Origin of the sequence: Brevibacterium sp. H602 (assembly GCF_051172395.1) — a bacterium.
Lineage (GTDB): Bacteria > Actinomycetota > Actinomycetes > Actinomycetales > Brevibacteriaceae > Brevibacterium.
This window is the reverse complement of sequence record NZ_JBPIZD010000030.1, coordinates 1-23851: the sequence shown is the minus strand read 5'-3', so window position 1 is coordinate 23851 and position 23851 is coordinate 1. Positions and strand designations below refer to the sequence as shown.

Here is a 23851-nt window from a genome sequence, read left to right as displayed (position 1 = left end):
GGAACTTACCGCATCGGCTGTTGGGAGACGGTCTGTTTGGAGGCTGCGAGCAGGCGTTCGCGGGCGTCGGCGAACTGTTGGAGTTCGGCCCGTTCGATCTTGCGTTCCTGTTCGCCGCCGATTCCGGCGAGCACGCGCATCCGCGTCGTCGACAGTTTGCCGGAGGTGCGAATCATGGTCTTCATCTCCTCCTTGCCGCCGGGGAACGACTTCGCCCAGTCACGGCCGTTCTTCCGGCCCTTCCAGGTGCCGAGCATGTCGACCTCAGCATGGGTGAGCCACCCGGAGTTCGCATAGTCGCCGAGCATGTTCTGAGTGTGCATACGTTCGCTGCGGCGCAGGATGATCCCGAGAGTGACCCAGGCCGCGGAGAGGATGGCGCTGAGGACGATGAGGCCAATGATCTGCGGAAGCATTCCGCCCATCACATCACGGGTCGCTTGGCCGAGGACACCGAGGAGCGTCATCGAGGCGTTCCAGAAGCCGTGCAGGATCATGCCGAGGAGGAGACCGGGCAGCCACATGAGGATGAGTGACCACCACGGCCATTTGCGGGCGGCAAGGCCGATGGATACACCGGCGCAGGTTGAGAACGCCGTGTGGAGCAGCGGCGATCCGAGGCAGCGCATGGCGAATGTCACTGCCAGTCCCGGAAGTTCGCCGTCGTTCCACGACTGGCCGAGGTAGAGGATGTTCTCTGTGAAGGCGAAGCCCGCACCGATGAGTGAACCGTAGACGAGCCCGTCGAGGGGCCCTTCGAAGTGGCGCCGGGCGGCGAGGACGATGACGAGCAGGAGAACGGTCTTCGTCGATTCCTCGAGGATCGGAGCCTGAATGACTGCACCGATGACGTCGGGCACTCCATTTATGCCGATCATATAGAGCGCGACCTCGCCGACGAGTGAGAAGCCGAGGGTGAGGATCACCGAGGCGACGGCACCCCAGAGCAAGCAGATGCCCAAAAGCAGCTTCGGCTGGGGCCTCCAGCGATCGAGCCAGAGCACATAGGCGATGATGCCGAGAAGAGGGATCGCTGCGAGTCCGATGAGTCCAAAGAGGCGGACCCCGAAGCTCAGTCCGCCGAGCAGGGCAAGTAGTGCCAGTCCGATGACAAGCCCGACGAGTACGAGGATCGCGGCGACCAGGCGAACGATGTTACCCGTCGAATCAGGTGCGGCCTCCGGTTGTGCCTTCCGCACGGCGCCGGTCCAGGGAGTGTCGGTGACGACCTGCTGAGGTGCCTGCATTCCTGCGCGGATCCTCATCTCCTGCGTCACCGTCGGGGCAAACCGCGGCTGAGCATAGACGCGAGCCTGTGCAGGCGGGGGCGCATACATCACCGGCTGACCGGGCATGGATTGGCCCTGCATGGGTTGGCCGGGCATAGGTTGGCCGGGCATAGGTTGGCCGGGCATCGGCTGCCCCTGAGGCGGCATGGGGCGGCCGGTAACAGGCTGCACCTGCGGCTGCCCGGGCATCATCGGCTGGCCGTTCGGCGGCATGGGCGGCTGTTGCTGCCTCGGCGCGCCTGGCTGCTGGCCCGCCTGCTGCGGATTCGGTTGCTGCGATCCCTCCGGCCGAGGCCGGAATCGATCGTGGTTCTGCTGCGGCTGATTCTGCTGCGGCACTTGACCCTGCTGCGGCATCTGTCCCTGCGCAGGGGGAACGTTCGGGTTCGGTGGGCCCTGCACCTGGGGCGGCTGCGGTCTCTGCGAACCGGGACCGTTCTGTGCCGACATAGTCTGTCCTTCTGCAATGGGGGAAAATTCGCTCACCTCAGTCTAGAGTCCAAGCCCTCCACAGACGGCCTCGTCGTGTATCCGTCCAGCAACACTTCAGCCGACTGCCACGTTCTTCGAACGACTTCTTACGCCCCACTCATTCATTTTCGACTGTGGACGGGCGCAGTTTCGTCGACTCGATGTCGGCGGAGGAAACAGACGACGGTGAAAACTCCACGGGCCATTCGACCGTCGTCCGACGGTCGGCATCACCTGCCACACGCGCCGGAGGCTGCCGTTCCTCCCCGGGGCCACTCCCCTCCTTCCGACGACCAGCACCTCGCTCACTCGCGCGTCACATCCTGTGGATGCTCAAAGCAGTATCCACAGCCCCTCGAACCTCCCCTAGTGCGACAAGAGGCTCCTCGTGTCGAATCGGTCCATGATCACTCTCAGACTCGCATCACTGCGCACCGCGCTGCTGCTCACCGTCCTCACAATCGCTTCGCTCATCGGGCTGGGTCCGGCCATGGCCGCGGGACCGCCGGTCGGCCTCGGCGAGGTTCCGGTGCACACCGCTCCCAACGCATACGGACCAGGCATCTGGCACCATGCGAAACAGGGCAAGACCTGGTACGGCTCCTACCGGACCTTCCCTGACACCTCCGCCTACTGCATCGATGCGGGCAAGAAGTCTCCGCTGCCGAAGTACTTCAAGAACGCGAAGGCCGACACGGTCACCTCGGCTCGCACAGCGTGGGCGCTGCACGAATATGCCGGCTCGACGTCGAAGGATGTGCAGGCCGCACTGAGCGCGATGGCCCGCCTCGACAAGGCGCTCCCCCACGATCACAAGGTGCCGCCGCAGAAGCCGGCCGATCTCGGCAAGAAGTTCGCGGCGGCCGCGAAGAAGCACTCGACGATCCTCGCCGAAGCCAAGAAGTTGGCCGGCCCCTACACCCTCGACATCAGCCTCGAGCCGGTCATGCGCATGCCCGTGCTCGAACCCTATGCCGGCAAGGATGACCCCGGCAAGGGCAAGATCCTCGGCATTCCCACCGACGAGGCAACGCTGAAGATCTCGCTGACCAGCGCCTCGGGAGCGCAGGTCCCCGACATTCCCGTCACTCTCAAGACCGCTGGAACTGCGAAAGCACCGAAGGCCCTGACCACAGGGAAGGAACCCGTGACGACAACACTGCAGGCGAGCGCGCCCGGCGCTCTGTCAGTGGCCGCCTCGGCGAAGGTCGCTCCGCAGACCGTGCGAGTCTTCGAACCGACGTCCGGCACGCGGGTACAGCGAGTCATCACACCGGACACCCCAGATTCCGTCACGGACAAGGCTTCACTGGACTTCAGTTCCCAACCGAAGGTGAACACCGAGATCTCCGATCAGACGCCGACACCAGGTGAAACGGTCACCGACGAGTTCACCGTCTCCGGCCTCATCGGCGACCACACCGTCACCGTCGAACACACCCTGTGGCAGACCGCGACGGCACCGAAGCAAGGCACGAAGAACGACGACGCTCGCGAAATCGGGACCGTGACCTCGAAGGACGTCGGCAACGGCACCCACACGTCCGGTGAGGTCACCGTGCCCGAGAACTTCCGCGGCTGGCTGTACTTCACCGAGACGATTGCCGGGGACAAGGCGACGAAGGAATGGAAGGGAATCCACGGTCAACCTCGTGAGACCGGATTCGTCCCGTGGACTCCTACCGCCGACACCGAAGCGGTGCTTGAGGGCACATCGACCCACGACGAGGTGGCTGTGACCGGTCTGCGGCCGGGTTCGGAAGCCGTCCTCACCATCACCGCCTACCACGTGGAGACCGAACCCGAGCAGTCGAAGGAGCCCGACGGCACGGAGCTGTCCTTGCAGGACTTCACCGTCATCGCCGACGAGAAGGGCCACGTCGAAATCAGCACGGAGCCGATCGATATGCCCGTCGGCTGGGTCACCTATGTGACGACGATCGAGGGCAGCGACGTCAACGCGGAGTGGACAAGCGATTGGGGCGTCCCCGCCGAAACCGTGCACCGTCCGCCCGAGGAGAAGCCGTCCACTCCCCCGGCACCACCGGAGACGCCGAGCACACCGCCGGCGCCACCGGAACAGCCGGAGCAGCCGAGCACGCCCCCCGAGCAGCCGGAACAGCCCGAGGCCCCCGAGAAGCCCGAGACCCCACCGGTCGAACCTGTCGCCGAGGCTCCTGAGTCACCCGCAGCCCCGGCGCCCGAACTGCCTCGCACCGGCACAACCGGAAACGGAATGCTCATCGGATTGGGCATCGTCCTCGTCGGACTCGGCTCAACGATCTTGTTGATCTCCGGCAGCCGCCGCGAGAAGGACTGAAACTGTCGGTGAATACACGTCACCCCCGACCGCAGGTGCACGGTCGGGGGTGAGGTGAGTTCAGTCCTGAACCCAAGTGTCGGCCCAGGCGCGGGCGCCATTCATCATCAGGCCGACATCGGCTCCGACGAGGACGAAGGAGGCTCCGGCTTCCAGGTATTTCCGTGCCTGCTCGGGGTCGAAGGCGTTGACACCGACGGGTTTGCCGGCAGCCTTCACCGCCTCGAAGGTCCTGGCCACCGCATCGGTGACATCCGGATGGGTCTGCTGTCCGAGCAGTCCCATCGACGCAGCCAGGTCGGAGGGCCCGACGAAGATCTGGTCGACTCCATCGACCGCGGCGATCTCGGCGGCGTTGTCCACTGCGGTCGCCGATTCGATCTGCACCGTCAGGGACACGAACTCCTCGGCACGACCCAGGTACCCGTCCACGGCATTCCACCGGGAGGCCCTGGCCAGGGCCGAACCGACCCCGCGCACACCCTTCGGCGGATAATGGACGGCCGCCACAGCCGCCTCGGCGTCGGATTTCGTATCGACCATCGGCACGAGCAGATTCTGCGCGCCGAGGTCGAGGTACTGCTTGATGAGCACCGTGTCGTTGACCGGCACCCGCACGACGGGGGTCGCCGGGTAGCCGTTCATCGCACGCAGCAGACTCGTCGTGGTCTCGAGTCCGATCGGGGAATGCTCGGCGTCGATGAGCACCCACTGCATTCCCGAGGCGGCAGCGATCTCGGCGGCCACGGGCGAACCCGAGCACACCCACATCCCGGCCAGGTACTCGCCGTCGCCGAGGCCGGCCACACGGTCGGCGAAGGTCTCCGGCAGTTCTACTCGAAACGGCATGTGATGACTCCCAGCTCTCCGTAGTCGGCGTGGACGGTGTCGCCGGGATGCACCCACATGGGGCGGGTGAACGATCCGGCGAGCACGGTCTCTCCGGCCTGCAGCACATCTCCGTGTTCGGCGAGTTTGTTCGCCAACCACACGATTCCGCGGGCCGGATGGTCGAGGACGGCGGCAGCCACTCCGGAGTCCTCGATCGTCTCATTGCGGTAGAGCAGGGCGTTCACCCGACGCAGGTCGACGGCATCGACGGCGACGGGACGGCCGCCGAGGACCATCGCCCCCAGTGCCGCGTTGTCCGAGATGGTGTCGACGATCGTGCGCCCCTCCATCTCGATGCGCGAGGACAGGACCTCGAGGGCGGGAACGACGTACTCGGTGGCCCGGAGGACGTCGAAGAGACTGACATCGGGTCCGCGCAGTTCGTCACGCAGCACGAAGGCGAGTTCGACCTCGATGCGCACACCCGAATACTGCGAATGATCGATCACGGACCCGGTGTCATAGACCTGATCGGCGAAGATCGCTCCGTAGTCGGGTTCGGTGATGCCGGTGGCCTGCTGCATCGGCTTCGAGGTCAGCCCGATCTTGTGACCGTAGAGTCGACGGCCGGCGGCTTCACCGCGACGGCGCCATTCGTTCTGCACCGCATAGGAGTCCTCGACCGTCATATCCGGATACTGCGCGGTCAGCAGACCGATCTTCGACCGAGTCCGCTCCGCCTCCGCGAGATCGTCGGCGATGGCCGCGATCGTTGCCTCATCGAGCATGTGGATTCCTTTCAGAGCTGGTTGCCCAGCTTGCCCTCATTCTCATCCGCGCGGGTGTAGGAGAACCCGTCGGCACCGATCGTCACGGCCATCTCCGAATCGTCCGTGCGGGCGTGCACGGGCTGCGGGTTGCCGTCGAGATCGAGGACGAGGGACGCGTCCGTGTACCAGGACGGCACGACGGGGTTGCCCCACCAGTCGCGGCGCTGATTGTCGTGGACGTCCCACGTGATGACCGGGTTGTCCGGGTCGCCGGTGTAGTAGTCCTGCGTGTACACCTCGACGCGGTGACCGTCGGGGTCGCGCAGGTAGAGGTAGAACGCGTTCGAGACGCCATGGCGGCCGGGTCCGCGCTCGATCGAGTCGGACCGGCGCAGGGCACCGAGCTTGTCGCAGATGGAGAGGATGTTGTGCTTCTCATGGGTGGCGAAGCAGACATGGTGCATGCGCGGTCCGTCGCCACCGGTCATCGCCGTGTCATGGACGGTGGACTTGCGGCGCATCCACGCGGCGTAGACCGTGCCCTCCTCGTCCTGGATGTCCTCCGTGACGCGGAAGCCGAGGTCCTGCATGTACTTCACGGCCCGCGGCACATCCGGGGTGACCTGGTTGAAGTGGTCGAGGCGGACGAGTTCGCCGGGGATGTGCAGGTCGTAGCGCCACGACATGCGTTCGACGTGATCGGACTGGTAGAAGAACTCGTACGGGAAGCCGAGCGGGTCGACCACGCGCACGGAGTCGCCCACGCCCTTGACGAAGCCGTCGGGATTGCGTCGGACATCGCAGCCGAGTTCCGTGTAGAAGGCTACTGCCTTGTCGAGCTCTTCCGGGCTGCGCACCCGGTAGGAGAACGCAGCCACGGCGGCGACCTCGCCCTTGCGCAGGACGAGATTGTGGTGGATGAACTCCTCCGTCGAACGCAGGTAGAGCGTGTTCTCGTCCTCTTCGGTGACGTAGAGTCCGAGCACGTCGACGTAGAATTCCCGCGACGCGGCGAGGTCGGTGACGACGAGTTCCATATAGGCACAGCGGAGGATGTCGGGCGGGCTCACCTGCGGAGTGGCGATGGGGTTGTCGGTGGAGATGCCCGTCTCCTGGCTGACGAAATAGCCGGCCGAGGTCCGGGTCATATCAGTGCGTTTGGTCATGGCTGCTTCACTGCTTTCCGAAGACAGGGTTGTGGACCTCGCCGAGGTTGATGTGCACGGACTGCTGTTCCGTGTAGAAGTCGATCGACCGGTAGCCGCCTTCGTGGCCGAGTCCCGAGGCCTTGACGCCGCCGAAGGGGGTGCGCAGATCGCGGACGTTGTTCGAGTTCAGCCACACCATTCCCGACTCCACGGCCTGGGAGAAGTTGTGGGCGCGCTTGAGGTCCGAGGTCCAGATATAGGCGGCCAGACCGTACTTCGTGTTGTTCGCCAGCTCCAGGGCCTCCTCGTCGGAGGAGAACGGGGTGATGGCGACGACGGGGCCGAAGATCTCCTCCTGGAAGATCCGCGCGTCGGGCTGCACATCGGCGAACACGGTCGGCTGGACGAAGTTTCCGGTTTCGAAGCCTTCGGGGCGTCCGCCGCCGGCGACGAGGCGGGCCTCGGACTTGCCGATCTCGACGTAGGACATGACCTTCTCATAGTGCTCGGGGTGGACGAGCGCAGCCACCTCGGTGGCGGGATCCGAGGGCAGGCCGACCTTCACGCGCCCCGCCTGAGCGGCATAGCGCTCGACGAATTCATCGTAGATCGACTGCTCGACGAGGATGCGCGAACCGGCGGTGCAGCGCTCCCCGTTGAGGGAGAAGACGCCGAAGATCGTGGCGTTGACGGCAGCCTCGATGTCCGCGTCGGCGAAGACCACGGCCGGGGACTTTCCGCCGAGCTCCATCGACAGGCCTTTGAGCCAGGGGGCGGCATTGGCGAAGATCGTCTGGCCGGTCTTCGACTCACCGGTGAAGGAGATGAGCGGCACGTCGGGGTGCTTGACGAGCGAGTCGCCGGCGAAGCCCTCCTCGCCGAAGCCGTTGACCATGTTGAACACACCGGTGGGCAGTCCGGCCTCTTCGAAGATGCCCGGCCACAGGGAGGCCGAGAGCGGGGTGAACTCTGCGGGTTTGAGCACGACGGTGTTGCCGGTCGCGATCGCCGGTCCCAGCTTCCAGGACTCGAGCATGAACGGGGTGTTCCACGGGGTGATGAGTCCGGCCACGCCGATGGGCTTGCGGTTGACGTAGTTCGCCTGGCGGCCGGGAACCTTGAAGGCGTCGTCGACCTGGGCGACGATGAGGTCGGCGAAGAAGCGGAAGTTCTCCGCCGCGCGCGCCGCCTGGCCCTTGGCCTGGGTGATCGGCAGCCCGGAGTCGAAGGACTCCATCGCGGCGAGTTCGTCCTTGCGGGATTCGACGATGTCGGCGATCTTGTTGAGGATGCGGGCGCGTTCACGCGGAAGCATCCGCGGCCACGGGCCCTCGTCGAAGGCTTGCTTCGCCGCTGCGACGGCGGCTTCGATATCGGCTTTCTTGCCCGAGGCGGCCTTGATGTAGGGCTCGTTCGTCACCGGGTTGAGCACGTCGAATTCGTCTCCGTCGACGGAGTCGACGAATTCTCCGCCGATGTAGTGGCGGATCTTCTCCGGCATACCTGCCGGCGGGGTGGTGGACTGTGTCATGACTTGTCCTTTCGTGAATCTGCAATCAAATCCGTGCTTGGGGCTGTGGTCGTCTGGGAGTTCTGGAAGCTGCGCAGAGTGGCCGAGCGGTGCTCGCGCACGGCCCGTTCGACCTCCTGCGCCGAGGCGCGAGCCCGGATGAGGGCGACGATGCGGGAGTGCTCCTCCACCGACTCGAGTGCCCGTTCGGGGACGAAGGAGAACGTCGAATCCCGCAGGTGGTTGAGCCGGTCCCATTCGAGTTCGACGAGGGTGCACAGCCGCTCGTTCGGGCAGCGCCGGTAGAGCATCTCGTGGAACTCGTGGTTGAGCCGAGTGAACTCGGCCGGTTCGAAATCGTCGAGCAGAGCCCGCATCCGATCGTTGATCTGCTCCGCAGCATCGAGATCATCGACGCCGAGGTGGCCCTGTGCTTGGGCGACGGCCGCGGCCTCGAGGATCGCGACCGTTTCCATCGACTGGGTGTAGGACCCTTGGTCGACCATGGCCACGCGGGCCCCGACGTTGCGTTCGAAGGTCACGAGCCCGTCGGCTTCCAGCCGGCGGATGGCCTCACGCACCGGCACCACTGAGGTGTCGAGTTCGAGTGCGATCTGCGCGAGCACGAGCTTGTGCCCGGGCTGATAGGTCTGGTCGGCGACGCGTTCGCGGATCCACCGGTAGGCGGTCTCGGCCTTGCTCAGGGACGCAGTCGCAGTCACCGTGAGGCCTTCCACTCGTCGAATTTCGCCTTCCATTCGCCCTTGGGCGGGAAGAGCTCTTCGATCGGGTTGCCGGCGGCGACCTGTTCGGCCACCCAGCCGTCCTCGATCTCCTTCGCCAGTGCCGCGTCGACGACTTCTTCGACGAGACCACGAGGGATGACGATGGCTCCGTCGTCATCGGCGACGATCACATCGCCGGGCAGGACGGTGGCGTTTCCGCAGGCCACGGCCACGTCCGATTCCCACGGCACGTGCTTGCGGCCGAGCACGGCGGGGTGCTTCGCGGTGGAGAACACGGGCAGGATCTCGGCCACCTCGGCGGAGTCGCGGACTCCCCCGTCGGTGACGACGCCGGCGGCGCCGAGTGATTTCGCGCGCAGGGCGAGGATGTCGCCGAGGGTGCCAGAGCCGGATTCGCCGCGGGCCTCGATGACGACGACCTCGCCGGGGCGGATCGAGTCGAAGGCCTGTTTCTGTGCGTTGTAACCGCCGCCGTGGGACTTGAACAGGTCTTCGCGGTTGGGCACGAAGCGCAGCGTCTTCGCGGTGCCGACGATCTTCGCGCCCGGCTTCAGCGGGGCCACACCTTCGATGACGACGTTGTTGAGTCCGCGCGACCGCAGCTGAGCCGACAGACCCGCGGTCGGAGCCTCGGTGAGTTTGGCGATGAGGTCATCGCCGAGTGCCGTCGCGGCAGTGTCATCGGCATCGCCCTCCGGGGCGAGTCCGGCGGCTTCGCGTGAGCCCCAGGCATCGACGGTGAGTGCTTCGTTCACTGCGGGCAGGCTGCCGAGGTCCTCGTCGAAGTCTCCGGGGCCGTCGACGACCGTGGTGGTCAGTCGTCCTGAGCTCAGCTCTTCCCCGTTCGCCGAGGCGGCCGTGACCTCGACCTCGACCGTGTCGCCTGGGGCGACGACGGAGGATCCGGCAGGGGTGCCGGTGAGGATGACGTCGCCGGGCTCGAGGGTGAGGTGCTGACTGAGGTCCGCAACGATGCGCGGGAGGGTGAAGATCAGCTGATCGGCGCGCGTGCCGTCGTCCTGGACGATCTCGCCGTTGACCCAGGTGCGCAGGCGCAGGGAGTCGGGGGCCGTCTCGGCGGCGGGGATGAGTTCGGGACCCAGCGGGGTGTATCCGTCACGGCTCTTCGAGCGCACGTTCGATCCCTTGTCGGGGGTCTTCATGTCGTAGAGGCCGAAGTCGTTCGACGCGGTCACGCCGGCCACATACGACCAGGCCTCGGCCTCGGTGACGTTGCGGGCGGGGGCGCCGATGACGATGGCGACCTCACCCTCGAAGGCGAGCAGCGAGGTGCCTGCGGGGCGTTCGATGGTCTGGCCGGAGGCGGCGACGGAGCTGGCCGCTTTGAGGAAGTACGACGGCTGGGCGGGGCGCTTTCCCCGTTGTGCCGCACGGGACTCGTAGGCCACATGAACGGCAATGATCTTGCCCGGACGGGTCGGAACACCTGCTGGAGTCGACATCGATCTCACACCTCATTTCGGTTGGCTTCACCACAGATCGTATATGATACGGTTCCCGAGAACAAGTAATCCAGGCCACAGAGAATGCGGCCTGGACGCACGACAGGACATAGGAGTCATGGCAGCACAGAAGCACACTCAGACCCGGGTGGCGTTCGCGACGATCGTCGGCACGAGCATCGAATGGTACGACTATTTCCTCTATGCGGCGGCCTCGGGACTGATCTTCAACGAGCTCTTCTTCGGCCCGCTCGGATCGACGCTCTCGACCATGGTCGCCTTCGCGACGGTCGGGATCAGCTTCCTCTTCCGCCCTCTGGGCGCATTCCTCGCCGGACATTTCGGTGACAAGCTCGGCCGCCGGGTGGTCCTCATCATCACCCTCATCGCCATGGGCGCGGCAACCGCGCTCATCGGCTTCCTGCCGACCTTCGAATCCGCGGGCGTCCTGGCTCCGATCCTGCTCATCGCGCTGCGCATCGTCCAGGGAATCTCGGCCGGCGGCGAATGGGGCGGCGCCGTTCTGCTCGCCGTCGAACACGCGGATGAGAAGTCACGCGGACTGCGCGGTTCCTTCCCGCAGATCGGCGTGTCCATCGGCCTCCTGCTGTCCTCGGGCGTGCTCGCTCTGATGACGTCGATCGCCCCGGGCGATGCCTTCCTCGAATGGGGCTGGCGGGTGCCGTTCTTCCTCTCCATCGTGCTCGTCTTCGTCGGCTACTGGATCCGCCGCGGAGTCGAGGAATCCCCCGTATTCCACGAGATCGCCGAGCGCAAGGAACAGGTCACGAACCCGCTGGGCAAGCTCATCAAGAGCCACTGGCTGCTCGTCATCCTCGCCTCACTCGTATTCATGGGCAACAACGCCGCCGGGTACATGACCACCGGCGGATACATCCAGAACTACGCCACGGATCCTGCCGGACCCATCGGCCTTGAGCGCGGTCCCGTGCTCTGGGCCGTCGCCGCCTCGGCGGTGTCCTGGCTGGTCTTCACGATCATCGCGGGAGCCGTCTCGGACAAGATCGGACGCCGGAACACCTACATCCTCGGCTGGATCCTCCTGCTCGCGGGCATCTTCTCCCTGTTCCCGCTGGTCAACACCGGCTCGGTGGGCATGCTCCTGCTCGGCCTCGTCGTCCTCACGGTCGGCCTGGGCTTCACCTACGGTCAGCAGCCGGCGATGTACGCCGAGCTGTTCCCCTCCAGCGTCCGCTTCTCCGGAGTCTCGGTGTCCTACGCGATCGGCTCCATCCTCGGCGGCGCCTTTGCTCCGACGATCGCGAAGGGACTCGTGTCGTCGACGGGAACGACCGCCTCGGTGGCGGTGTACCTGGGCGTCGTCGCCGTGCTCGCCCTCGCCGCAACCCTGCTGCTGCGCGATCGCACCGGCATTCCGCTGGGCCCAGACCACGAGGACGAACAGTCAGTGAGCCCGATCATCGGGATCGGGTCGCCGCAGGTGACCAGCGATGACGGTGACCGGCACCACCTCGCCGACACCAGATCGTATATGAACTGATAGCATTCAAACATCACGACGACGTGTCACGAACCGGAGGTTGACATGCATTTCCATCAGAACGGCTACGTGTCCGCGGACCCGCGGATCGAAGAAGCCGCTGGCTACGGGGTCGAGCGCGCAGAGGATCTGCCCGATGAGGTCGATGTCCTCATCGTCGGCAGCGGCCCCGCGGGGATGATCGCGGCGGCTCAGCTGTCGCAGTACCCGCACGTGAACACGCGGATGATCGAGAAGCGCGATTCGCGGCTGGTCATCGGTCAGGCCGACGGCATCCAGGCCCGTTCTGTCGAGACCTTCCAGGCGTTCGGCTTCGCCGAGGAGATCATGCGCGAGGGCTATCACATCACTGAGATGGCGTTCTGGAATCCGGATCCGGAGAACCCCGAGAACATCATCCGCACCGGTCGGCCCAAGGATGACGAGCACGGCATCAGCGAATTCCCGCACCTCATCGTCAACCAGGCACGCGTGCTCGACTACTTCGCCCAGTTCGCCGCCCAGTCCCCCGGCAAGATCACGCCCGACTATGGGATCGAGTTCGTCGACCTCACGGTCGACGAGGACGCCGCGACCGCCTCGGCGAAGGATCATCCGGTATCCGTCACCGTCCGCTATACGGCCGGCGAGCGTGCCGGGGAGGAACGCACCATCCGCGCCGGCTATGTCGTCGGCTGCGACGGTGCCCGGTCGAAGGTCCGGTCGTCGATCGGCCGGACGATGTCCGGTGACCAGGCCAATCACGCCTGGGGCGTGATGGATGTGCTCGCGAATTCCGACTTCCCCGACATCCGCACCAAGTGCGCGATCTCGTCGAAGCACGGAAACATCCTCCACATCCCCCGCGAGGGCGGGCATCTGTTCCGGATGTACGTCGATCTCGGCGAGGTGCCCGAGGATGATGCGCGCAAGGTGCGGTCGACGAGCATCGACGAGATCATCCGCCGGGCGAATGCCATCATCTCGCCCTACAGCATCGATGTGAAAAACGTGGCCTGGCATTCGGTCTACGAGGTCGGGCACCGGCTCACCGACGCCTTCGACGACACCGACGAGACCGCGCCCGATTCTCAGTGTCCGCGCGTGTTCATCACCGGCGATGCCTGCCACACTCACTCGGCGAAAGCCGGTCAGGGAATGAACGTGTCGATGCAGGACGGCTTCAACATCGCGTGGAAGCTCGGTCAGGTCATCTCCGGACGGTCATCGACGGGACTGCTGCGCACCTACTCGGCCGAACGTCAGGTGGCGGCGAAGAACCTCATTGAGTTCGACAAGGAATGGTCGACGCTCATGGCGACTCCGCAGGAGGAGCTGCCGGACAAGACTTACCTTGAGGACTTCTACGTCAAGACCGCGGAGTTCCCGGCAGGTTTCATGACCGAGTACACGGAGTCGATGATCACGACGCCGACGACTCATCAGGAGCTCGCAGCCGGATTCCCGATCGGCAAGCGATTCAAGTCGGCTCGGGTCAAGCGCAGCTGCGATGCGAACTTCATCCACCTCGGGCATGAGGCCCGCGCCGACGGTCGCTGGAGGGTCTATGTCTTCGCCGATCGGGCCGCTCCGGTTGTCGGCGGCTCCGCCAGTGGCGACGGCGCAGCCGGCGAGTCGAGAGTGGCGGCGCTGGCTGCGTGGCTCGAATCGGATCCTGCCTCTCCCCTGGTCGCCTACCGCCGGGACGGTGAGGACCTCGACGCCCTCGTCGAACTCAGCGTCATCTACCAGCAGGAACACAAGGAGTTCGCCTTTCCCGATGTGCCGACGGTCTTCCGCCCGAATATCGGCGCCTTCGATCTTGAATACGTGGAGAGGATCTACGCGACCCTGCCCGATGAGGACATCTTCGAGGCCCGTGAGATCAGCCGCGACGGCGCCGTCGTCGTGGTCCGCCCCGACCAGTACGTCTCCGGAATCTTCCCCTTGGATGCGCACTCCGAGATCGGCGACTACTTCGCGAAGGTCTTCGAACCCGTGAAGTGATACAGCCCGCTTTCCGCCCTCAGTCGAATTTCGGTTCGCTGAGACTCAAGCGCCCTCGACCGTGTGTCGGGGGCGCTGTGCATTTGCCGCGAATCCGCAGATACCGGCCGCGGCGAGTGAGGCTGCTCCGATGAGCCACAGTCCGAAGCCGAAGGACGGCCGTCCAACTTCCATGCCCCCGATCGGCGTGCCGTCGGGCAGCTGACCGTCCCACATAATCGTCGGAGGGTTGAGAAGGATGGCGACGAAGATGAGGACGATGAGCGCGGCGATGAGCACGGCCGCCACGTTCCACCACTGGTCAGCGGCGAAGCCGAGGCCGAGCGCGGCAAAGCCGACCACAATCGCCCAGAGGAGAATGAAAGGCGGCAGCACTTCACCGCCGTCATCGAACGTCAAGTCCCCCAGCGAGGTCAATCGGATGCGAGGGCCGACGCCGTTGAAGCTGTCGACGACGGGGATGAAGATCGTGGCGATCCACATGGTGACCGCGATGAAAGGCAGCAGCCGGGCCAGCTGCTGCAGTTTGCGTTGGCGTCGGCGAATGATCTTTTCCGGCGGACGCGTTGCCTGCCGCTGCATCTGCCGCTGCCTCTGCCGAACTATCCGCCGCCGATTGCTGAGGAGTCCGCTGATGCCTGCGGCAACGAGTGCAAGGCAGCCGATCGTCCAGAGATAGTGGCCCTCTGACGGATACCCGACGATGAAGGCACTGAGCTTTTCGCCAGCGGCATCGGTGCTGGTCACCCGCTCTCGCGGAAGATCGGTGACCATCGTCGCCTGCTGGATGAACAGGCCGACTCCGGCTGCCACCGACAGAAGAGGCCAGTGGGCGAAGGTGTCGAACCGTTTCGCGGTAGTTGCGCAGACGAGAACGACCACCCAGGGCAGGATGATTTCCGGGGTGAGGTCGGCGAGATCGAAGGGTACCCGTCCGAGCGATGTCACCGTGAGTCGATCATCACCATGGTCGCCGCTGTCGAAAAGCGGTACCCAGATCATCAGCACCCAGCAGGCCAACGCGACCCACGGCAACCGTTGCGCGAGGCGGTGCGTTCGGTTCCCTCGGGGCCATGGGGTGATTCTCGAGTTTGCGTGGTGAACGGGTGCAGCCCTCCTCCGCCTGACGTCGCCGAGGAGGCCGCAGACTCCCGCTGCCAGCAGACAGAGACAGCCGATGAGCCACAGCCCTGCGCCCATCGACGGTTGTGCGACGACCGTCCCGAAGATCGGCCGCCCCTGATCGTCGACGGCGTCCCACATGATCGTCGGCAGATTCGTTAGCAGTCGGCCAGGACAAGGAACGCACAGAGACTCAGAAAGAGGGTGCCGACGGACCACATACGTGCGACGACGTCCGGCCACGGGTGCATATCTGGCTGAGACCGGACGGTGAGGAGTAAGGCAGAAGCTGCGCACGCGAAGACCCCGAGTGCGACCAGGATGTACGGCATACGAGCTTCTTCGAGGTCGAATGGCGCTCCACCGAGGGCAGTGACGATGATGAGCGGCGGGTGCGGTGATTCGGAGGTGTCCTCAGGACTGGCGCAGATTGGCACCCACAGCATGACGATCCACAAGCAGAGGGCAGACAGAGACAGCGCTTGGGCGGATCGCAGCAGCCATCTGCCGTCCGCGACTCGCACCGTCGCGGGGCGAGCCTCACTCGGCGGGACCATGGCGCTTCGACATGCAGCGTTTGATCCTTTCACGGCGATAGTGGTCCTGTTGGGCGGCGGCGACCAGACCACAGATTCCGGCGGCGAAGAACAGAAGGCTCCCGAGCACCCAGAGGCCGAACCCGGCCGCGGGATAGGCAACTTCCATGCCGCCGGTGGGCGTGCCATTGGCCGTCTGCCCGTCCCACATCATGATCGGCGGGTCGGCGACCATCTGCAGGAGACGCAACCCCAGCACTGTGCCAAGGACGATGGCCGCGATCGACCACCACTTCGATGCGGAGAGCAGCCAGGCGGTGAACGCTCCGGTGACAATGACGATCCAGAGCACGAGGTAGACCTCGTCGAGGTCATTCATGTCGATCGGCGAGAACCCGAGCGATGTCACGCGGATTCGCATCGAGCCAGGGCCTCCACTGTCGAGGACCGGCACGAAGATCGTGATCACCCAACACGCCACCGCCCCTAAGGGGAGCACACGCGCCACGAGGTTGAGACTTCGCCCCCGCGCAGTCGTCAGTGGTGTGCTGTCGTGTTCACCCGCCCTGTCCATAACCACGATTCTCTGCAGTATCCATGTGACAGATGTTCCCGCCATGTTCCAGATCCGACACGTGTTCCAGATCCGACTCGTGGCTCAGTCCGACCCGTAGACAGCCTGCACCAATTCCTGCTCGACCGAGCTGCCTCCGCAGTCCCTTGCGGTCGGCCGCCGGTGCGCATTGCGTCTGCGCCACTCGGCGATCTTCTCGGCACGGGTGCAGTACCGCGGCGGCAGCTGGTCGGGCAGGACGAAGCTCGGGGCGATCGTTTGGAATTCGATCGGAAACTCCCTCTGTGTACGAGGTTCCTCACCCGACGGAGGCGAGTCGTCCCGCGGTGTCTGTTCATCTCGCTGCGGTTCGAGGAAACGGGAGAAGGTCTGCCGCCAATCCGGCCCCGGCGGCGAACCACCCGGTTCGGACACCGCCTCGGGACGCGGGAACCGCATGCGGCGGACCACCGCGGGAGTGGTCACCTCGTACGATCGTCCGCTCGGCGTGGTGACGCGAACCCCTTCGGCTGTCGCCTCGTGCTTCCACCCGGGATGTTCCTTCGCGTAATTGCAGGATGCACACAGCCCTGAACCGTTCTCCCAGGTGGTGGCTCCGCCAGCGGCAACGGGAACGGCATGATCGGCATGCCGGATCGGCGCATCGCACCACGGTGTCCGGCACACATCGTCGCGGAAGGTGATCATCTGCCGCAGTCGGCCGGTGAATTCCCGACTCTTCGCATCCATCCCCACAAGCTGCCCGTCGTCGGGACGAGTGAAGATCCGGCTGATGAACATCTTTGCTTCGTTCGCGGCGATGAACTTCCGTGCCGTCTGCGCCGGCAGCGGCCCGAATCCGGGCAGCCAGGCCGGTACGGGCCCGTCCGAGAGCAGGGATTCGGCCTCGACGAGCACATGGATCTCCGCGGGCACCGCCGTCGCACTCGTTTGGCCGCTCAATCGTTCGACGAAGGTATCGGCGAGCACCTGCTGGCGATTCCGCCCGCCCGCGTCACCGGCGGCAGTGACCGACTCGGCGCCGGCCCGGAGACTCTCATAGGCGGCGACGGCCTGAGTCAGCGGCAGGATCGCAGAGATCCTGGCCATCCCGTCGTCGATCACGGTCAGATTCACGCGACGATTGGACTCGGCTTTCGCTGCCCGCTTCGCGGCCGCCTCGGCGTCCATCTCCGCGCTGAGCGCACGCACTTCGGCCCGCAGGCTGCGCAGCCCGCTCGGTTCCAGACTGCGCTTCATCCGCGTGTCGACCTTGCGCCGATCGGCGGCAGCAAGGACCGCGGTCTCATCGACCATGATGCGCGCCTTGTCCTCGGAGATCTCCCCCTTGGACAGGGCTGTGAAGGTATTGGGCATGCCGATGACGATCGAGCGGGCGGTGCTGAGGAACTTCCGCCCCGATCCGGGCGAGACCTTCTTCGCCAGCCCGATCTCGTCTCCGGCACGTTTTCCGCAGTCGAGCGCGGGCACCCGGTTGAGCCGGTCCCGCTCGATGCGCAGCGCTTCGAACGCCACTGCCTCCCGCGACTGTGCGGCGACGACGGCAGACCTGAGTTCTTCGAGCGCAGTGATCCGCTCGAGTGTCTCTGCCTCGGTACCGCCTGGGTCGAGACCGCGCAGGAGCTCACCGAACCGAGCGATCTCGGTCAGCGGATCCGGAACCGGCGCTGGTTCCCGTGCGGAGTCGACGTCCATATGAAAACGGTACCCGTCGGCACTGACACGACTGCGCGAACGGCGCCGTATGACCCAGTACGCCCAGGTCAGACCCTATTTCAGCTTCAGCCGACTCCGCGCTGGATACGGTTGAGGATCATGTCCATGGCGACGATGTTGTGACCGCCGTCGGGGATGATGAGGTCGGCATTGCGCTTCGACGGCTCGACGTAGAGTTCGTGCATCGGCTTGACCGTGCCCAAGTACTGGTCCTCCACCGACTGCAGCGTCCGCCCGCGGTCGACGACATCGCGTTTGATCCGGCGCAGCAGGCGCACATCGGCGTCGGTGTCGACGAAGAGCTTGATGTCGAGCAGCTGGCAGATGCGCGGTTCGGCGAAGATGAGGATGCCTTCGACGATGATGACCGGCGCGGGTTCGACGCGCGTCGTCTCGTCGCTGCGGTTGTGGATCGAGAAGTCGTAGACGGGACTGTCGACCGCCTCGGAGTTCCGCAGCGCGGTCAGATGGTCGACGAAGAGGTCATTGTCGAAGGCATCGAGATCGTCGTAGTTGACCTTCTCGCGCTCCTCGTAGGTGAGCTCGTCGCGCCGTTTGTAGTAGTTGTCGTGGAAGAGCACGGACGGCGGTCCTTCGCACTTGTCCAACAGCGCCTGAGTCAGCGTCGTCTTTCCGCTGCCGGTTCCGCCGGCCACGCCCACAACCAAAGTCTCCACGGCACAAATATAGACCACGACCTCCGCCGAGGCTGCTCCCGGCTTCCGTACTCACCCGAGGCTGCGGGTCAGCTGGGTCCACAGCTCCTGGTCGAAGCGCCGCCGGCCCAGCAGACCGGCCATATGTCTCACCGCATTGTCGACCTTGCCGCGCCAGACCTCGATCGCCGTCTTCGCATCCGTCCTGCTGAGCGCACGGAACATGGCCCGATCGTCACTGACGATGCGGTCGCTGGCCGGTGAGTAGTCGAGCTGCAGAATGGAGATGAACAGGCGCAGCCGCAGAGTCAGGGCTTCGAAGGCACGCGCCGATTCCCGCAGGCCCGAAGCACGGGCCAGCTCCTGTTGGAAATGGAGGTCGGCGTCCTCGACATCGATTCCGCTGCGCGTCGGCGCCGAGGCTTCGACCTGCCGCAGGGCCAGCTGCACGGGCACGAGGTAACGCTGCGGACGCAGCGCCAGGGACCTGAGCACAACCTCCCCGATGGCCATGCGCGCGGCGTAGAGGTCGAGCACGTCGACGGTCGTGATCAGAGGAATCCGCGCGCCGCCGCGGGATCCGTCGAGCAGTTTGTCATCGACCATCCTTCGCAGCGCTGCATCGACCGAGGCCCTGGGCACCTGCATCCGTCGTGAGAGCAGGCGCGGATTGATCCGGTCTCCGGGTTCGTAGCCGGAGTCGATGATCTCCTCGCGCAAGGCGATCGCCAGGTGCTCGGTAATCGAGCGAGTCTCCTTCGGCAGCCACGATGATATCTCCATTGAGTCAGAAGTAATGGAACTTCTCTGAGGCTCGTAGGGAACCGATTCCCACCACAGCACACCTTCGAGTCCGTTCCGGACGCGGTCGGCGAGCAGATCGAGCAGGGACCCGGGAATGTCCTGACACTCGCCGAGGCGGCTCTTGAGTGCGGCGACGAAATCATCGAAATCCGCGCACGCCCTCACCCGGGCACCCGCACCGTCGGACAGGTCGTCAGGAACCTCGCCGAGGGGGTCGAAGACGAGGAAGGCACCGTCACCGTGAAGCAGGGCGAGCAGTTCGGCGGTGGGCACCTGCCGATGCTCGCTGTCGAAGCGCTGCGCCCACCGCCCGACGCCCGCGGTGCGCAGGGCCGCGGTGATTCCCGCGATGCGCCTCTGAATTCGCCGAGGCGGCACGATCGTCGCAGGCTCTCCCTGACCGCCGTCCCCACCTGCATCGTTTCTGCGAATACCGACGATGACGAGGGGAAACCCACTGGCGGCGAGGATGAGTTCCGAGCCGCCGGCCACCTCGGTGACGGGGATCGTCAGTGCCCGCACGGAACGGGAGACGATGCTCTGACTCAACCCCGTCGCCTCTGCCAGAGCACGGGTCGAATAGTCCCGTCCGGAGATCCTGGCCCCCGCGGTCGCGACGAGGGCTTCGACGACCCGGTCGGCGGTCTCCTGAATCGGCGGGCGGCCGCTGCGGGGACGATCTTCGAGGTCGGACCGACTCGCCCAACGACGCAGGGTCGCCGGTGATGCACCCGTGCGCGCGGCCGCCTCGGCGAGGGTCGACGTCGTCAGGAGCGTCACGGCGTCACGGCGGAACTCAGCGGAATACATCCCTCTATCTTAGGACTTCTGACTCAAACATTCCCAGCGGTCGGCTCCGCCTCTTCACCCCCGGATTTCGGCGGCGCATACTGATCTCACACCCAGGTTCCACGGTCAGCGCCGACGCGTGAGAGCACCGAATCCGAGCACCGAAGGAGCACAGTTGCTGCACACCGAAACCGACCTCGCCACGCTCACTGCCCAGTCGATCGACACCGTCCGCAGGTGGCTGCGAGTGTCGACGTCGATGACCACGGCGAAGAACCCCGCGGCCGAACGCCTCTCCGCCGTCCTCTCCGACGACAACGGCCTCGACTTCACCGTCGGGTTCGTCGATCGGGTCGTGCGCACCGATGACGTCCACGCCGCCGCCGACGCCTTGGCCGAGGTCGGCAAGCTGGCACCCGAGACGATGTCCTACCTCGACCGTGCACAGATCAAGGCCGGTGCCGCACTGGCCAAGATCGCCCCGCAGGTCGTCGTGCCCGCTGCCCGCACCCGCCTGCGTCAGATGGTCGGCCACATGGTCGTCGACGCCCGGGACAAGCAGTTCGGCAAGACCGTCGCCGCCCTCACCGCCGACGGCCATCGGCTCAACATCAACCTCCTCGGCGAGGCCGTGCTCGGTGACGGCGAAGCCGACAACCACCTGGAGCAGACCCACCGGCTGCTCGCCCGCGACGATGTCGACTATGTGTCGGTGAAGGTCTCCTCCGTGGCCTCGCAGATCTCGATGTGGGCGTTCGACGAGACCGTCGACTATGTCGTCGACCGCCTCCGTCCCCTCTACCAGCAGGCCGCGAAAGCCCCGACCGGCGCGAAGTTCGTCAACCTCGACATGGAGGAGTACCAGGACCTCGAGCTGACGATCGCGGTGTTCACGCGTCTGCTCTCCGAACCGGAGTTCAAGGATCTCGAGGCCGGAATCGTCATCCAGGCCTACCAGCCCGATGCGCTCGGTGCGGTGCAGCGGCTGAGCGAATTCGCTTCCCGTCGTGTCGAGAACGGAGGGGTCGGGATCAAGGTCCGCCTCGTCAAGGGCGCGAACCTCGCGATGGAGACCGTGCACGCCGAAATCGCGGGCTGGCCTGCGACGACATGCGATTCGAAGCAGTCCACGGATGCGAACTACAAGCGGGTCCTGCACTGGCTGTTCACCCGGGAGCGGATGAAGGGCCTGCGCATCGGCGTGGCCGGCCACAACCTCTTCGACATCGCCTTCGCCCACCACCTCTCCGTCGAACGCTCCGTGACCGACCGCGTCGAATTCGAGATGCTCCAGGGCATGGCCAGCGAGCAGGCCGCCGCCGTGACCGAGGACGTCGGAGACCTCCTCCTCTACGTTCCGGCCGTTCATCCGAAGGAGTTCGACGTCGCGATCTCCTACCTCGTGCGCAGGCTTGAAGAGAACTCTGCGTCCGAGAACTTCATGTCCGGCATCTTCGACCTCGCCAACGGCAACGACGTGTTCAAGCGCGAAGCCGATCGGTTCACCGCGTCGGTCAACCAGCTCGAATCCATCCTCGAGGACGAGGGCGAGACCGCTCCGGCCCCGAACCGTCACCAGAACCGGTCGACCGAAACACTCGGTGAGACCGTGGTGCCGACCCAGTTCTTCAATGAACCCGACACCGACCCGTCCCTTCCGGCCAACCAGGAGTGGGTGCGCAGCATCATCGCCGAGGCGACCGCCCCCGGCTACCTCGACGACCGCCCGAACGCGCCCAAGGTCGAATCCACGGATGACCTCGATGAAATGATCGCCCGCGGTCGTGCCGCGGCTGCCGACTGGCGGGCCCTCGGCGCCGCCGGTCGCGCCGAGGTCCTCCACCGGGCCGCGAACATCTTCGCTGCCCGTCGCGGTGAGTTCATCGCCGTCGAGGCCGCCGAGGTCGGCAAGATGCCGTCGCAGTCCGATCCCGAGGTCTCCGAGGCCATCGACTTCATCCGCTACTACGCGCTGAATTCACTCGAGCTCGAGAACCTTGAGGGCGCGACCTTCACTCCCGATGAGATGGTCGTCATCACTCCCCCGTGGAACTTCCCCGTGGCCATTCCCACCGGCGGCACCGTGGCGGCGCTGGCGGCCGGATCCGCGGTCATCCATAAGCCGTCGAAGCCGACCCCGCATTGCTCGGCGCTCATCATCGACTGCCTGTGGCAGGCCGGCGTGCCCAAGGACGTGCTGCAGCTGTGCGCTCCGGTCGAGCGGGAACTCGGCCAGCACCTCGTCTCGCATCCCGATGTCGACCGGGTCATCCTCACCGGTGCCTCGGAGACCGCGGCGATGTTCAAGTCCTTCCGACCCGAACTCCACGTCAATGCGGAGACCTCGGGCAAGAACGCCCTGGTCATCACCCCGGCGGCGGACCGGGACCTCGCCATGGCCGACCTCGTGTACTCGGCCTTCGGACATGCCGGGCAGAAGTGCTCGGCCGCCTCGTTGGGCATCATGGTGGGATCGACCTACGATTCTGAGCGCTACCGTCGCCAGCTCATCGATGCCGCCTCGTCGATGGTCGTCGATTGGCCGTCGAACCTCGCATCGACCATGGGCCCACTGACCGAGGATCCCTCGGACAAGCTGCGTCGGGCGCTGACGTCGCTCGAACCCGGCGAATCCTGGCTGCTCGAGCCCAAGCAGCTCGACGATTCGGGGCGCCTGTGGAGCCCGGGAATCAAGGACGGGGTCAAGCCCGGTTCGTTCTTCCACCTCACCGAGGTCTTCGGTCCGGTGCTCGGTCTCATGCATGCGAAGGACCTCGATGAGGCGATCGAGTTCCAGAATGCCGTGGACTTCGGCCTCACCGGCGGCATCCATTCCCTCGATCCCGAGGAGGTCACCACCTGGCTCGACCGCGTCGAGGTCGGCAATGCCTACGTCAACCGCGGAATCACCGGTGCGATCGTGCGTCGGCAGTCGTTCGGCGGCTGGAAGCAGTCGTCGGTCGGCCTGGGATCGAAGGCCGGCGGCCCGAACTACCTCATGCTCTTCGGCCACTTCGCCGATGCCGGCAACCAGGACCTTGAGGCGGCCAAGGCCGATGACAGGCGCTGGTTCGAAGCCGAATTCGGTGCGGCGAAGGACCACACGGGACTGAGCGCGGAGGCGAACATCTTCCGCTACCGTCCCCGTCCGGTCACCTTGCGCGTCACCGCCGAGGCGAGCCTGTTCGATCTCGAACGCTCCCTCCACGCCGCCACCACGGTGGGGTCGACGGTGCAGCTGTCCGTCGCCGAGGATGTGCCGGCCGAGGTGAAGATCGCCGTGACGAACGCCGGGGTTCCCGCCCGCACGGAGTCGGCCGCCGAGTTCGCCGAGATGGTCGGACGGGGTCGCTACGACGACACGGTGGGTGCCCGCATCCGCGTCCTCGGCCGGTTCGAGGACGAGCTGCTCGCCGCGGCCGCGCCTCGCCCGGAGGTCGCGATCATCGATGAGCCGGTGACCACCTCGGGGCGGGTGGAGTTGCGGTACTTCGTGCAGGAGCAGGCGGTGTCAATGACCTTGCACCGCTTCGGCAACCCGAGCCGCTACTTCCACGAGCTCGCCGCCACCCTCACCTCCTAATTGCTACCTGACGGC

16 protein-coding genes are annotated in these 23851 nt (G+C 65.6%); 4 read left to right on the top strand and 12 right to left on the bottom strand.

All coding sequences use genetic code 11. The features are described from left to right. Window positions 1–5 precede the first annotated feature (5 nt). Window positions 6–1247 carry a PrsW family intramembrane metalloprotease gene (locus tag ACSBQT_RS16485; RefSeq protein WP_435002119.1) on the bottom strand — a complete coding sequence of 414 codons (1242 nt, stop codon included), beginning with the start codon at window positions 1245–1247 and terminating at the stop codon, window positions 6–8. Window positions 1248–2163: 916 nt separating this feature from the next. Here ACSBQT_RS16485 and ACSBQT_RS16480 point away from each other — a divergent pair. Then, window positions 2164–4080, top strand: coding sequence for an LPXTG cell wall anchor domain-containing protein (locus ACSBQT_RS16480; protein WP_410710865.1), 1917 nt, complete (start codon window positions 2164–2166; stop codon window positions 4078–4080). A 60-nt stretch (window positions 4081–4140) separates the two neighbouring features. Here ACSBQT_RS16480 and ACSBQT_RS16475 read toward each other — a convergent pair whose 3' ends face one another. The 6 genes from ACSBQT_RS16475 to ACSBQT_RS16450 are packed head-to-tail and all read right to left on the bottom strand — an operon-like array spanning window position 4141 to window position 10548. After that, window positions 4141–4929: an HpcH/HpaI aldolase family protein gene (locus tag ACSBQT_RS16475; RefSeq protein ID WP_410710866.1), complete on the bottom strand. Its 789-nt coding sequence runs from the start codon at window positions 4927–4929 to the stop codon at window positions 4141–4143. Next, window positions 4914–5699, bottom strand: coding sequence for a fumarylacetoacetate hydrolase family protein (locus ACSBQT_RS16470; protein WP_410710867.1), 786 nt, complete (start codon window positions 5697–5699; stop codon window positions 4914–4916). Before ACSBQT_RS16470 ends, ACSBQT_RS16475 begins: the two co-directional genes overlap by 16 nt. Before the next feature lie 11 nt (window positions 5700–5710). Further along, window positions 5711–6847 carry a 3,4-dihydroxyphenylacetate 2,3-dioxygenase gene (gene hpaD / locus ACSBQT_RS16465; protein ID WP_410710868.1) on the bottom strand — a complete coding sequence of 379 codons (1137 nt, stop codon included), beginning with the start codon at window positions 6845–6847 and terminating at the stop codon, window positions 5711–5713. A gap of 7 nt (window positions 6848–6854) precedes the next feature. Further along, entirely contained in the window at window positions 6855–8360 is a 1506-nt protein-coding gene (gene hpaE, locus ACSBQT_RS16460) for a 5-carboxymethyl-2-hydroxymuconate semialdehyde dehydrogenase (protein WP_181270999.1), read from the bottom strand. Next, window positions 8357–9097, bottom strand: a complete 741-nt coding sequence (locus tag ACSBQT_RS16455) for a GntR family transcriptional regulator (RefSeq protein ID WP_167194155.1) — start codon at window positions 9095–9097, stop codon at window positions 8357–8359. Before ACSBQT_RS16455 ends, hpaE begins: the two co-directional genes overlap by 4 nt. Then, a complete protein-coding gene (locus ACSBQT_RS16450; protein WP_435002118.1) occupies window positions 9058–10548 on the bottom strand; it encodes a fumarylacetoacetate hydrolase family protein in 1491 nt (496 codons plus the stop codon). Before ACSBQT_RS16450 ends, ACSBQT_RS16455 begins: the two co-directional genes overlap by 40 nt. A 118-nt stretch (window positions 10549–10666) precedes the next feature. Between ACSBQT_RS16450 and ACSBQT_RS16445 the strand changes: the two genes are divergently transcribed. Both ACSBQT_RS16445 and ACSBQT_RS16440 read left to right on the top strand, forming a co-directional pair. Further along, the gene (locus ACSBQT_RS16445) at window positions 10667–12070 is read left to right on the top strand and encodes an MFS transporter (RefSeq protein WP_410710871.1); all 1404 of its coding nucleotides are present in this window, start codon (window positions 10667–10669) and stop codon (window positions 12068–12070) included. Window positions 12071–12115: 45 nt separating this feature from the next. Continuing rightward, on the top strand, window positions 12116–14056 hold the full coding sequence (locus ACSBQT_RS16440) for an FAD-binding monooxygenase (protein ID WP_435002117.1): 1941 nt from the start codon (window positions 12116–12118) through the stop codon (window positions 14054–14056). 45 nt (window positions 14057–14101) lie between these two features. On the opposite strand, the gene ACSBQT_RS16435 is transcribed toward ACSBQT_RS16440, so the two are convergent. From ACSBQT_RS16435 to ACSBQT_RS16415, 5 genes are all read right to left on the bottom strand, one after another. Continuing rightward, window positions 14102–15004, bottom strand: a complete 903-nt coding sequence (locus tag ACSBQT_RS16435; RefSeq protein WP_435002116.1) for a hypothetical protein — start codon at window positions 15002–15004, stop codon at window positions 14102–14104. Window positions 15005–15718: 714 nt separating this feature from the next. After that, the gene (locus ACSBQT_RS16430; protein ID WP_435002115.1) at window positions 15719–16183 is read right to left on the bottom strand and encodes a hypothetical protein; all 465 of its coding nucleotides are present in this window, start codon (window positions 16181–16183) and stop codon (window positions 15719–15721) included. A gap of 189 nt (window positions 16184–16372) precedes the next feature. Further along, window positions 16373–17983, bottom strand: a complete 1611-nt coding sequence (locus ACSBQT_RS16425) for a DUF222 domain-containing protein (RefSeq protein ID WP_435002114.1) — start codon at window positions 17981–17983, stop codon at window positions 16373–16375. Between the two features lie 86 nt (window positions 17984–18069). After that, window positions 18070–18681, bottom strand: a complete 612-nt coding sequence (udk, locus tag ACSBQT_RS16420) for a uridine kinase (protein WP_173156285.1) — start codon at window positions 18679–18681, stop codon at window positions 18070–18072. A gap of 51 nt (window positions 18682–18732) precedes the next feature. Beyond that, on the bottom strand, window positions 18733–20274 hold the full coding sequence (locus ACSBQT_RS16415) for an FCD domain-containing protein (protein WP_435002112.1): 1542 nt from the start codon (window positions 20272–20274) through the stop codon (window positions 18733–18735). A 154-nt stretch (window positions 20275–20428) separates the two neighbouring features. Between ACSBQT_RS16415 and ACSBQT_RS16410 the strand changes: the two genes are divergently transcribed. After that, complete coding sequence (locus ACSBQT_RS16410; RefSeq protein WP_435002111.1) at window positions 20429–23836, top strand: bifunctional proline dehydrogenase/L-glutamate gamma-semialdehyde dehydrogenase; 3408 nt, start codon at window positions 20429–20431, stop codon at window positions 23834–23836. The last annotated feature ends 15 nt before the right edge of the window (window positions 23837–23851 follow it).

Excerpts from the sequence above, each read along its gene's own strand:
- ACSBQT_RS16485 (WP_435002119.1), bottom strand. The coding sequence starts at position 1,247 with ATGCAGGCACCTCAGCAGGTCGTCACCGACACTCCCTGGACCGGCGCC.
- ACSBQT_RS16480 (WP_410710865.1), top strand. The coding sequence starts at position 2,164 with ATGATCACTCTCAGACTCGCATCACTGCGCACCGCGCTGCTGCTCACC.
- ACSBQT_RS16475 (WP_410710866.1), bottom strand. The coding sequence starts at position 4,929 with ATGCCGTTTCGAGTAGAACTGCCGGAGACCTTCGCCGACCGTGTGGCC.
- ACSBQT_RS16470 (WP_410710867.1), bottom strand. The coding sequence starts at position 5,699 with ATGCTCGATGAGGCAACGATCGCGGCCATCGCCGACGATCTCGCGGAG.
- hpaD (WP_410710868.1), bottom strand. The coding sequence starts at position 6,847 with ATGACCAAACGCACTGATATGACCCGGACCTCGGCCGGCTATTTCGTC.
- hpaE (WP_181270999.1), bottom strand. The coding sequence starts at position 8,360 with ATGACACAGTCCACCACCCCGCCGGCAGGTATGCCGGAGAAGATCCGC.
- ACSBQT_RS16455 (WP_167194155.1), bottom strand. The coding sequence starts at position 9,097 with ATGGAAGGCGAAATTCGACGAGTGGAAGGCCTCACGGTGACTGCGACT.
- ACSBQT_RS16450 (WP_435002118.1), bottom strand. The coding sequence starts at position 10,548 with ATGTCGACTCCAGCAGGTGTTCCGACCCGTCCGGGCAAGATCATTGCC.
- ACSBQT_RS16445 (WP_410710871.1), top strand. The coding sequence starts at position 10,667 with ATGGCAGCACAGAAGCACACTCAGACCCGGGTGGCGTTCGCGACGATC.
- ACSBQT_RS16440 (WP_435002117.1), top strand. The coding sequence starts at position 12,116 with ATGCATTTCCATCAGAACGGCTACGTGTCCGCGGACCCGCGGATCGAA.
- ACSBQT_RS16425 (WP_435002114.1), bottom strand. The coding sequence starts at position 17,983 with ATGGACGTCGACTCCGCACGGGAACCAGCGCCGGTTCCGGATCCGCTG.
- ACSBQT_RS16415 (WP_435002112.1), bottom strand. The coding sequence starts at position 20,274 with ATGTATTCCGCTGAGTTCCGCCGTGACGCCGTGACGCTCCTGACGACG.